The 11,507-nt window shown below is 36.3% G+C and carries 7 protein-coding genes, 1 rRNA gene and 1 other annotated feature; of the genes, 2 read left to right on the forward strand and 6 right to left on the reverse strand.

Features of this window, described 5'->3' with window-relative positions; genetic code table 11:
• Nucleotide 1: 1 nt before the first annotated feature.
• On the reverse strand, nucleotides 2-697 hold the full coding sequence (locus tag CD30_RS15290) for a CoA transferase subunit A (protein WP_036178645.1): 696 nt from the start codon (nucleotides 695-697) through the stop codon (nucleotides 2-4).
• A 219-nt stretch (nucleotides 698-916) separates the two neighbouring features.
• Between CD30_RS15290 and CD30_RS15295 the strand changes: the two genes are divergently transcribed.
• On the forward strand, nucleotides 917-2,233 hold the full coding sequence (locus CD30_RS15295) for a short-chain fatty acid transporter (protein ID WP_036178647.1): 1,317 nt from the start codon (nucleotides 917-919) through the stop codon (nucleotides 2,231-2,233).
• Nucleotides 2,234-2,370: 137 nt separating this feature from the next.
• On the opposite strand, the gene serS is transcribed toward CD30_RS15295, so the two are convergent.
• On the reverse strand, nucleotides 2,371-3,657 hold the full coding sequence (serS, locus tag CD30_RS15300) for a serine--tRNA ligase (protein ID WP_036178649.1): 1,287 nt from the start codon (nucleotides 3,655-3,657) through the stop codon (nucleotides 2,371-2,373).
• Between the two features lie 82 nt (nucleotides 3,658-3,739).
• Nucleotides 3,740-3,955: a binding site (T-box leader), on the reverse strand.
• Between the two features lie 165 nt (nucleotides 3,956-4,120).
• On the opposite strand from serS, the gene pdxR reads away from it, so the two are divergent.
• Nucleotides 4,121-5,530, forward strand: coding sequence for a MocR-like pyridoxine biosynthesis transcription factor PdxR (gene pdxR / locus CD30_RS15305; protein ID WP_084077970.1), 1,410 nt, complete (start codon nucleotides 4,121-4,123; stop codon nucleotides 5,528-5,530).
• A gap of 112 nt (nucleotides 5,531-5,642) precedes the next feature.
• On the opposite strand, the gene asnB is transcribed toward pdxR, so the two are convergent.
• The 4 genes from asnB to rrf form a co-directional block, all read right to left on the reverse strand.
• The gene (gene asnB / locus CD30_RS15310) at nucleotides 5,643-7,481 is read right to left on the reverse strand and encodes an asparagine synthase (glutamine-hydrolyzing) (RefSeq protein WP_036178651.1); all 1,839 of its coding nucleotides are present in this window, start codon (nucleotides 7,479-7,481) and stop codon (nucleotides 5,643-5,645) included.
• A gap of 131 nt (nucleotides 7,482-7,612) precedes the next feature.
• Nucleotides 7,613-8,950, reverse strand: coding sequence for a D-alanyl-D-alanine carboxypeptidase family protein (locus tag CD30_RS15315; protein WP_036178653.1), 1,338 nt, complete (start codon nucleotides 8,948-8,950; stop codon nucleotides 7,613-7,615).
• A 146-nt stretch (nucleotides 8,951-9,096) separates the two neighbouring features.
• Nucleotides 9,097-10,563 (reverse strand): IMP dehydrogenase, encoded by a 1,467-nt coding sequence (gene guaB / locus CD30_RS15320; protein ID WP_036178654.1) that lies wholly within the window; start codon nucleotides 10,561-10,563, stop codon nucleotides 9,097-9,099.
• 699 nt (nucleotides 10,564-11,262) lie between these two features.
• Nucleotides 11,263-11,378: ribosomal RNA gene (gene rrf / locus CD30_RS15330) — 5S ribosomal RNA — on the reverse strand.
• Nucleotides 11,379-11,507 lie beyond the last annotated feature (129 nt).

Consider the following 11,507-nt stretch of genomic DNA (forward strand, 5'->3'; position numbering starts at 1 on the left):
CTCATTCTTTTATTGTTAGTCTTTCGATTCGTTTTTTGTAATTATTTCCAAGGACAACTCGTTGTACATAGACACTTGGCGTATGAATTTCATCTGGGTCTAGTTCACCGACTTCTACAATTTCTTCAACTTCTGCAATGGTGATTTTCCCTGACATTGCTGCAATTGGGTTGAAATTTCGTGCAGTTTTTCGATATACGAGATTTCCTAATTTATCTGCTTTCCATGCCTTTACTAAAGCAAAATCCCCTACTATTGCTCTTTCCAGTAAATACTCTTTTCCATCGAAGGTGCGTACTTCCTTACCCTCCGCAATCGGTGTTCCGACCCCTGTTGCTGTATAAAAAGCTGGAATTCCCGCACCACCTGCACGTATACGTTCCGCGAGTGTGCCTTGAGGGGTTAGTTCAACCTCAAGCTCACCATTTAAAAACTGCTGTTCAAATATTTTGTTCTCTCCTACATAGGAGGCAATCATTTTTTTAATTTGTTTGGATGCTAGTAATAGACCAAGACCAAAATCATCTACACCACAGTTATTACTAACAATCGTTAAATTTTTCGTTCCTTTGTTTCGAAGTGCTTCTATGCTTTTTTCTGGGATACCGCTTAATCCAAATCCACCGACAATCAATGTTGCTCCGTCGTGAATATCCGCAACTGCTTGTTCAAATGTTTCCCAAACTTTTTCCTTCATTTTCTATAACCTCCATATTAAATAATTAATAAAATTCTAGTTTTAAAAATAGCTGCTCTTTAAAATGTATGATTACTTTTCTAGCAATAAAACATAGAATGCTCAATCCAAATAGTTAAAACAATTATTTTCTACATTAAGATATAAAATCCCTCTAAAATTCATATTATTCAGCGAAAAAGACTTTTTACCATTGAGAATGAAAGGGGAGATGTAACGATGAAGTTTATGACGAAGATCGCAAATGCGCTCATGGAAAGATACTTGCCGGATCCTTATATTTTCGTTGCCATCTTAACAGTCCTCGTTTTATTTTTAGGGATTATTTTGACACCATCAACTCCACTAGACATGATTGTTTATTGGGGAGAAGGTTTTTGGGGATTACTTAACTTCACGATGCAAATGGTTATTGTATTAGCGGCTGGGCATGTGCTTGCCAATAGTCCAGTTTTTAAGAGATTCTTATCATTTTCTGCAAGAAAAATTAACAAACCAAGTTCTGCTATCATTATCGTAACCTTTGTTTCGATCGTTGCTAGCTGGATTAACTGGGGCTTTGGTTTAGTAATAGGGGCTTTATTTGCGAAGGAAATTGCACGTCATGTGAAAAAAGTAGATTATCGATTATTAATTGCAAGCGCTTACTCCGGTTTTATTGTATGGCACGGTGGATTAGCTGGTTCCATTCCTCTTTCTATTGCCACTCCTGGGCATCCATATGAGGATATGATAGGTGGGATAATTCCAACTACTCAAACGATATTTACTCCATATAATCTATTTATCGTTATTGTCATTGCTCTTACTCTACCATTCTTCAACAGATGGATGATGCCAAAACAGGAGGACGTAGTAGAAGTTGATCCAGAATTATTGTTGGAAGAAGAGCAAAGGTTTCCACCTGCAGAAAAAACCTTCGCCTCTTGGACAGAGAGAAGTTTTGTTCTAACTGTGCTTATCGGACTTATTGGTGTCGTTTATTTAATCTATCACTTTGCTACGAAAGGCTTTGCTCTTGATTTAAATATTGTAAACACGATTTTTATTATTTTAGGGATTATCCTACATGGTACACCTCAGCGATTTTTAGCCGCAGCTCAAAATGCGATTAAGACGACAACAGGAATCGTATTCCAATTCCCGTTCTATGCAGGAATTATGGGAATGATGACTTTATCCGGGCTAGCTGGCGTATTTTCCGTATGGTTCTTAAGCATTTCAAATGATTTTACTTTCTATTTATTTACTTTCTTTTCAGCTGGTCTTGTAAACTTCTTCGTGCCATCTGGAGGAGGTCAATGGGCAGTGCAAGCTCCTATCATGCTTGAGGCTGCTCAAACAATGGGAGCCGATTTTGCAAAAACGGCAATGGCGGTTGCTTGGGGAGATGCTTGGACGAATATGATTCAGCCATTTTGGGCGCTTCCTGCACTTGCAATAGCTGGTTTGAAAGCAAAAGATATTATGGGCTTCTGTTTATTCGTATTAATTTTCACTGGCATCATTATAAGTATAGGTTTGTTATTTTTATAAATAAAAAATTAAATCACTGGAGCATATCGTTCACGTTTTGCGGATGGTATGCTTTTTTTGTGTTTATCCCTACTAGTTAAAATCCGAGATTAAAAAAGGAGTATTTGGTTCAACCAAATACTCCTAGTAAAGTTATTTTATTTTGAAGGTGGTGCGATAACTTCTTTTCCACCCATATAAGGACGTAAAACCTCTGGAATGACTACACTGCCATCTTCAGTTTGGAAGTTTTCTAAAATTGCCGCAACAGTACGTCCAATTGCTAAGCCAGAACCATTCAGTGTATGCACATACTCTGGTTTTGCACCTTGCTCACGGCGGAAACGAATATTTGCACGACGAGCTTGGAAATCTTCAAAGTTTGAACATGAAGAAATTTCGCGATACATATTTTGTGTAGGCATCCATACTTCTAAGTCATATTTTTTCGCTGCCGTAAATCCTAAGTCTGCTGTACACATTAATAATTTACGATAAGGTAAACCTAGTAATTGAAGTACTTTTTCAGCATGACCAGTTAATTTTTCTAGCTCATCATAAGAATCCTCTGGTTTAACAAAGCGAACTAATTCCACTTTATTAAATTGGTGCTGACGGATTAGACCCCGTGTGTCACGTCCAGCAGATCCCGCCTCAGAACGGAAACAAGCACTATATGCAGCAAATCCTTTTGGAAGAATTTCAACATCTAAAATTTCATCGCGGAAGAAGTTTGTTACAGGTACTTCTGCAGTTGGAATCATGAAATATTCTGTATCTGCCACCTTAAATACATCCTCTTCGAACTTTGGCAATTGTCCTGTACCTGTTAAACTATCACGATTTACAATGACAGGTGGTAGCATTTCTTCATAACCATGTTCCTCAGCATGTAGATCCATCATAAAACTCATTAATGCACGTTCTAATCTTGCACCTAGTCCACGGTAAAATACAAAACGGCTACCAGTTACTTTTCCAGCACGTTCAAAATCAACAATTTTTAAATCTGTTGCAAGATCCCAATGCGGTTTTGCTTCAAAATCAAAGTTTGGTGTTTCTCCCCATTTTATAACTTCTACGTTATCATCTTCCGTTGTGCCAACAGGAACTGATTCATGTGGAAGGTTTGGCAAACGCATCATCATGTATTCAAATTTGTCTTCTACTTCACGAAGCTCCGTGTCTAATTGCTTAATCTCTTCCCCAACTTCTCGCATACGAGCAATTACTTCATCTGCATTCTCTTTATTTCTCTTCATAACTGAGATTTGTTCAGATACTTTGTTTCGCTCAGCTTTTAATACTTCTGTTTTAGCTATTAATTCACGTCTTTTTGCATCCAATACTTCAAATTCATCGATATTTCCTAGATCTTCATTACGTGTAAGTAATATTTTTTTTACTTCTTCATAGTTGTCACGAACACGTTTAATGTCTAACATTATTTTTTCCTCCAAACATTCTGTATAGTTGTTATTTTTTAAATAAATTAGTGAAAATAAATATAAAAAGCCCTCACCCCTAAAAAGGGACGAGAGCTACCCGCGTTGCCACCCTAATTGATTAGAAATCACTTCCTAATCCACTTATATCATAACGGCTTTTCAACCGACCAAAGCTTACTACTAATTCAGCCTGGCTCCTCAAGGACGGATTCACAAGTGCTTATATCAGCTCACACCAACCGCTGACTCTCTTAAATAAAACGTTCTTGTTACTACTTCCTATCACTGGATTTATACCAATATTTTTATCCATACTTTACTATATGATATTCATTTTTGCAAGTATTGTCCAATCGTTAAAACCCGATGAACAATTTCTTTATTTTTAGTATAATTATTATTGACCATATCATACATATATTTTCCCATCATTCTTATAAGGTCAGTTAGGGGGATTAAAATGGACATGCTAATTTTTGAGCTAAATAAAAATTCAAAAAAACCATTATATGAACAATTATATGTGGAAATTAAAAATGCAATTATTTCAAGGCGGATTGAATATGGTACAAAATTACCCTCTAAAAGAAAGCTTTCGGAGTTTTTAAATATAAGTCAAACAACTATTGAAATTGCCTATGCACAACTTTTAGCAGAAGGGTATATTATCTCTGTACCGCGCGTCGGGTACTTTGTAGAGGCTATAGATGAATTGCCATATATTGAAACACAATCAAAGAATGAAGAAGTTCATGACTTAAAAAAACAATCCTATCAAATAGATTTTCATCCTGGATCAATAGACGTTGATGGTTTTCCCTTTTCAGTCTGGAGAAAATATGCCAAAAATTTAATTGATGAACAATATAAGGAGTTACTATTAACAGGGCATCCTCAAGGGGAATTTGAACTACGTGCTGAAATCGCTAAATACCTTTTCCAATCTCGGGGTGTTTTATGTGTTCCTGAACAAATTGTCATTGGATCAGGAACAGAGCAGTTACTTCCGATGATTGTTCAACTTTTTGATAAGTCGATGGAGTTTGCCATTGAAAATCCAGGATATAAAACAGTAAATCGAATTTTGACTCAACATCGTCGCAAGGTTCATCCGATAGAAGTCGATGAGGAAGGAATCATAGTAGCTAATTTAGACGAAACAGATGCAAATATCGTCTACATTACACCTTCACATCAATTCCCAACAGGCGCTGTATTGTCTGCTACAAGACGCTCCCAATTATTAAATTGGGCAGTTGGGCAACCAAATCGCTATATTATAGAAGATGACTACGATTCAGAATTTCGTTATTTTGGAAAACCAATTTCATCCTTACAAGGAATAGATAAAAACGAAAAAGTAATTTATATGAGCACCTTCACGAAATCACTTATGCCATCTTTACGGGTAGCTTATTTTGTACTGCCAAAGTCTCTATTACCGAAATATCAAAAGACATTTACATATTACAATGCAACCGTCCCCCGTTTTGATCAGCATTTACTCGCTAATTTCATGAAGGATGGTTATTTTGCAAAGCATTTAAATCGTATGCGGAAAATTTATAAGAAAAAGCATGATCGAATGATGGACATTCTTGAAATGTATTATCCGACGATTTCTGTGTCTGGTGAACATACTGGTATGAACATCGTCATATCTGTACCACATCTATTAACAGAAAAACAGCTTAAACAGCTTGCTGCTGAATCTAGTATTGGGGTTTATCCACTTTCAGACTATATGATCACCCCTATTCAACATGACACACCCAAATTTTTATTAGGTTTTGGAGGATTGAAAATTGAGCAGATAGAAGATGCCATTCATCAATTAATGTCTATTTGGAAAATCGAAAAAGAAGCTTGATTAAGTTAGTTAGCAGCATAAGCTCCCATAAATAATTACGAGAATTAATATGATTTTGCTTATACTGAAAAAGGGTGTCTAGAAATGATTCATTCTAGACACCCTTATTACTTTAGGATTCAATTAATTGAATATTATAATGCTTAAACCATACATGAATTTGTGCTAAATACGCGAGAAGCTGTGGGCCAGCCATTAGTTGACCGAACCAAGGTACTTTAAAGGAAGCTCCTTTAGATTCTACCAAATCTTGTAATTGTTTCGCATCAAATAATTCATGTAAAACCGAACTTTTATCTTGTAGTAATTCCTTTAACCATTTTTGAACGCCATCTGTGTAAGCAGGATGATACGTTTTTGGATATGGATTCTTTTTACGATACAGCACTTCCTCAGGTAAAACACCTTCCATTGCTTTTCTTAAAATACCCTTTTCTTGATCTCCTGCTCTTTTCATTTCCCAAGGAATGTTCCAAGCATACTCAACTACTCTATGGTCTGCAAATGGTACACGTACTTCAAGACTTGCCCCCATACTCATGCGATCTTTTCTTTCTAAAAGTGTACTCATAAACCAATTCATATTTAAGTAGAATAATTCTCTACGTTTCGCATCTTCTAAACTTTCTCCTTCTAGCTTAGGTGTTTCATTCGCAGTAAATTCATACTGACTGTTCACGTAATCAGGAATCGATAGTCTTTGTTGCCATTTTTCTTGTAAAAAAGTATTACGTTCATTGGAGGATCGAATCCACGGAAAACCAGTTGTATGCGGTTTGCTAAACCAAGGATACCCACCAAAAATTTCATCAGCACATTCGCCAGATAAAGCTACTGTAAAGTTTTGTTTGATTTGTTCGCAAAACCAAAGGAGAGAAGAATCAACATCGGCCATCCCAGGTAAATCCCTAACATAAACCGCCTCTGTTAAATAATCAATTAAAGTTTGTTGGGGGATGATAGATGTATGATGTTCTGTGTTGAAGGTATCTGTCATTTTTTGAATCCAAAAGCTATCTGTGGAAGTTTGGAAATCATTTGCAGCGAAGAATTTTTCATTATCTTCATAATCAATGGAGTACGTATGAAGTTTTTTTCCTTCAAAGTCATACTTTTTTGCAGCAATAGCTGTTATGATACTTGAATCAAGACCACCTGAGAGGAAGGTACATAGAGGAACATCAGATACTAGCTGTCTTTCAACTGCGTCGGTTACTAAGAAACGAACATGCTCAACGGTTTCATCAAATGATTCGGTATGTTCTTTACTTTCAACATTCCAATAGCGCCAAATTTTTAACCCGTTACGTGTGAATTGTAATGCATGACCAGGTCTTAATTCATGAATTCCTTTAAACACACCATTACCTGGCGTTCTTGATGGTCCTAGTCCTAAGACCTCGGCAAGTCCTTCATAGTTAATAACGGGACTTACTTCTGGATGCGCTAAGATAGCCTTAATTTCTGAACTAAAGATGAGTCCACCATTCATTTCTGTATAGAAAAGAGGTTTTACACCAAGACGGTCACGGAATAATGTCATACTTTCCTTTTCTTCATCCCAAATACCGAAAGCATAGATGCCATTTAAATAATCCACACATTGTTCTTTCCATTCGATATAGGAAGTTAACAGTACTTCTGTGTCTGAATGAGATGAAAATGTGTAACCTCTTTTTAATAGCTCTTTTCGAATATCTTCTGTATTATACAATTCTCCATTGTATGTAATTGTATAATTGGATTTATTTTTTTCTTTTGTCATTGGTTGTTTACCGCCCTCTAAATCGATCACGGCTAAACGTCTATGTCCTAATAATGCGTGTTTACTACTAAATACTCTTGCATCATCAGGTCCTCTTTTTGACAACGTCTTTGTCATTGTATCAATGATTGCTTCTTTTCCATTCAACAATTCTTTAAAATTAATCCATCCTGTAATACCACACATATTTTCACGCTCCTTCATCTAGTAACTTATGTGAAAATATAAAATAGGTTATTTTGTCCAATAAAAAAACACACAATTTTTAAAAATTGTGTGTTTGAATTTTAGATTTAATTAAAAGAATGGTGCCTTTGTTAAGAGAATAATCCGCCTACAAATCCAGTGATACCATTCCAAATACTCGCAAAGAATCCACCAATCGCTTGGAAAAATAGAGAGAAACCACTTGCTCTTTCAACAGTTTCCGTCGTTACTACATCTGCAGTAAATCCATCTCCATTAATATAGCCATAGTCAGTACCTTCTGTTCGTTCAATAACCACTTTCCCAACAACAGTACCTTCCTTAACCTCGGCTTCCATAGTATCTGTTTCTAAGATTAATTTTGGTTGATACAAGTCTTTTTCATTTGCCTTTATCATAACAGAAATCGGATCTTTAACAGCAATACCTACTTTATCAGCTTTTCCTTTTGTTACAGCTATGCTTTCTTGGCCTTCAAATGTATAATTTGCTGGAACTATTTCTTGTTTTGAGAATTGTGCAAAACCATAATCAAATAATTTTGCAGTTGCATCAAATCGTGCTTTATATGAGCCTACACCTTGGGAATCAACTGCATTCATCACAACAGCAATTAATCGAGTACCATTACGTTCTGCAGTACCAGTGAAACAATAACCGGCTAATGTAGTCGTACCAGTTTTTAACCCATCAACGCCCTCATACTCATAAACTAAACCTGGTAACATAAAGTTCCAGTTTTCCATTTCAATTGCATCATCCGTACCTTCACGGAATATTTTTTTCGAAATACTTGATGTTTCAGTTACTTCTGGGTGGTCCTTTAGTAAATTATAGGCTAATTTTGCCACATCATGTGCAGACATTACATTTTCATCTTCTGGGCCTGTACCAGCAGGATGCATACCGAATAAATCACTGTTATTTAAACCAGTAGAGTTTACAAACTTATAATTTGTTAAACCAATCTCTTCGGCTTTTTGATTCATTAAATTTAAAAATTCACTCTCTGTACCGGCAATCGTTTCTGCAATGGCAACAGTTGCAGCGTTAGCTGAATAGATGGCCATTGCTTCATATAATTCTTGAATTGAATAAGTACCATCTGCTCTTAGTGGTACGTTACTTAATGCGCGATCCTGAGACATTCTATATGTATATTCAGTTACTCTATATTGTTGATCCCAAGTTATAGTTCCTGCATTAATAGCATCTAACAGAATATACTCTGTCATCATTTTTGTCATACTAGCAATACCTAAATTAGTATCGGCGTTTTGTTCATATAAAATTTTTCCTGTTTCAGCATCAATTAATATTGCTGCATCAACCGTTAAGCTAAGATCTGTTTCTGCACTCGCACTTAATGGTGTTGTAACTAAAAAGCTAAGTAACAGAATCGGAATCAAGATAATGCTAAACAAAGATGTTTTCCTTACTGTTTTCACTTATTTATACCTCCACAAATTTTTATTCTTATAATCGCAATTTTATCATAGTTTTGTCTATCTATGTTCTGCTATTTAATAGAAAAAAGCACTCTTTTATTATCATATTTTGACGATAAAAGAGTGCAAAAGTTTCATTTTTTATTTTATTGTAAAGAATAGTTTGGTGCTTCTTTCGTAATTTGTACATCATGTGGGTGTGACTCACGAAGACCAGCACCTGTCATGCGTACAAATTGTGAATTCTCTCTTAAATATTCTAAGTTTGGTGCTCCACAGTAACCCATACCTGCACGAATACCACCAACTAATTGGTGAATCGTATCTGTTAAAGGTCCTTTGTAAGGAAGACGTCCTTCAATGCCTTCAGGAACTAATTTTTTCGCGTCTTCTTGGAAGTAACGATCCTTTGATCCTTTTTCCATGGCAGAAAGTGAACCCATACCACGGTAAACTTTGAATCGACGACCTTGGAAAATTTCAGTTTCACCTGGTGATTCAGAAGTACCCGCTAATAATGAACCAAGCATTACTACATGTCCACCAGCAGCAAGAGCTTTTACGATATCTCCTGAATATTTAATTCCACCATCAGCAATAATTGTTTTACCCATTTCTCGGGCAACTGTTGCGCAATCATAAATTGCTGTTATTTGCGGTACACCAACCCCTGCAACTACACGTGTTGTACATATTGAACCAGGTCCAATACCAACTTTTACTACATCAGCACCTGCTTCATAAAGTGCACGAGTTCCTTCACCAGTTGCAACATTACCAGCGATAATTTCTAGATTTGGATAAGCTTCACGAATTTGTTTTACTGTATCAAGAACACCTTGTGAATGACCATGAGCAGTATCTATTACAATAATATCAACTTGTGCTTCTACTAATTTTTCAACACGAGACATTGTATCTTTTGATACTCCAACAGCTGCCCCTACTAGTAAACGACCAATTTCATCTTTTGCGGCATTTGGGAACTCAATTACTTTTTCAATGTCTTTAATAGTAATTAAACCAGTCAGCTTTCCATCTCCATCTACTATCGGAAGTTTTTCGATTTTATACTTCTGAAGAATCATTTCTGCCTCTTCTAAAGTTGTTCCAACAGGAGCAGTAATTAAATCATTTTTTGTCATAACATCTTCAATTTTTAATGAATAGTCAGAGATAAAACGTAAGTCACGATTTGTAATAATTCCGACTAATTTTTGATCGTCCGCATTATTTACAATAGGAACACCAGAAATGCGATATTTCCCCATTAAATGTTCTGCATCATACACTTGGTGTGACGGTGTTAAGAAAAATGGATTAGTAATGACACCATTTTCTGATCGTTTAACTTTTTCAACTTCTTCTGCTTGCTCTTCAATTGACATATTTTTGTGGATAATACCAATTCCACCTTGACGTGCCATTGCAATTGCCATTTTGGATTCAGTTACAGTATCCATTCCCGCACTAATAATTGGGATGTTCAATTTAATTTTCGATGTTAATTGCACCGATAAATCAACAGACTTTGGTAGTACTTCAGAAAAAGCTGGTACTAATAATACATCATCAAACGTTAGACCTTCTTTTGAGAATTTTGTTTCCCACATTTCATAATGCCCCCTAATTCGTAAATGAATATTAATAGTAAGGTTAACAACATGTAAAGATAGTGTCAAGAATCAAATAAAAGAAAGATAATTCCGAATATTTTATCAGTAATAATGAAAACGCTCTATCTACTTCTAAATAGATCATTTCTTTCAATTTCCAATGAAAATCTAGATAGTCTTAGTTTGCCTAGTAAAATGAATTACATTCTCTTTCTGGTTTTTTTTGTTAATCTTATTTTTCTTACGTCGGTCTTCTCGAACCTTACTTATATTCTTTTCGCTTTTTATAATAATCCGCTTCTCCAACGCGCCGATCGAACCTTCGGTTCTTGGAGTTGAGGGCTTTTTAGATACAAAAAAACACCACTGAAAAATCAGTGGTGTTGTGCGAAGCGCTCGTCTACCTCTCACAGGGAAATTCCCCCAACTACCATCGACACTATCTCGAAGTCCGATGACCTTCGGATTTCTGCGTCACCTTCGTCCTTCCGGTGCTCATGTACCTAGTACATTCCGCTCCTCACTCCTCGGTTCCTTGAACTCCTCGGTCCTCTTACTTCTCGAATCCTTACTCATATTTCTTTTCGCTTTTTATAATAATCCGCTTCTCCAACGCGCCGATCGAACCTTCGGTTCTTGGAGTTGAGGGCTTTTTAGATACAAAAAAACACCACTGAAAAATCAGTGGTGTTTAATGCGAAGCGACGTCCTACTCTCACAGGGGGAAGCCCCCAACTACCATCGGCGCTAAAGAGCTTAACTTCCGTGTTCGGTATGGGAACGGGTGTGACCTCTTTGCCATTATCACTTCACTTGCACATGGATGTGCTGGCTTCGCCGTTGCGACATGATGTCGCGCCTTTAGGCGAAGTTCCTATAAAGTTGAAAGAACTTTGTTCTCTCAAAACTGGATAAAGACATTGAAATTGTTCAAGTTTGTT

Origin of the sequence: Ureibacillus massiliensis 4400831 = CIP 108448 = CCUG 49529, from assembly GCF_000772965.1 — a bacterium.
Lineage (GTDB): Bacteria > Bacillota > Bacilli > Bacillales_A > Planococcaceae > Ureibacillus > Ureibacillus massiliensis.

Excerpts from the sequence above, each read along its gene's own strand:
- CD30_RS15290 (WP_036178645.1), bottom strand. The coding sequence starts at position 697 with ATGAAGGAAAAAGTTTGGGAAACATTTGAACAAGCAGTTGCGGATATT.
- CD30_RS15295 (WP_036178647.1), top strand. The coding sequence starts at position 917 with ATGAAGTTTATGACGAAGATCGCAAATGCGCTCATGGAAAGATACTTG.
- serS (WP_036178649.1), bottom strand. The coding sequence starts at position 3,657 with ATGTTAGACATTAAACGTGTTCGTGACAACTATGAAGAAGTAAAAAAA.
- pdxR (WP_084077970.1), top strand. The coding sequence starts at position 4,121 with ATGGACATGCTAATTTTTGAGCTAAATAAAAATTCAAAAAAACCATTA.
- asnB (WP_036178651.1), bottom strand. The coding sequence starts at position 7,481 with ATGTGTGGTATTACAGGATGGATTAATTTTAAAGAATTGTTGAATGGA.
- guaB (WP_036178654.1), bottom strand. The coding sequence starts at position 10,563 with ATGTGGGAAACAAAATTCTCAAAAGAAGGTCTAACGTTTGATGATGTA.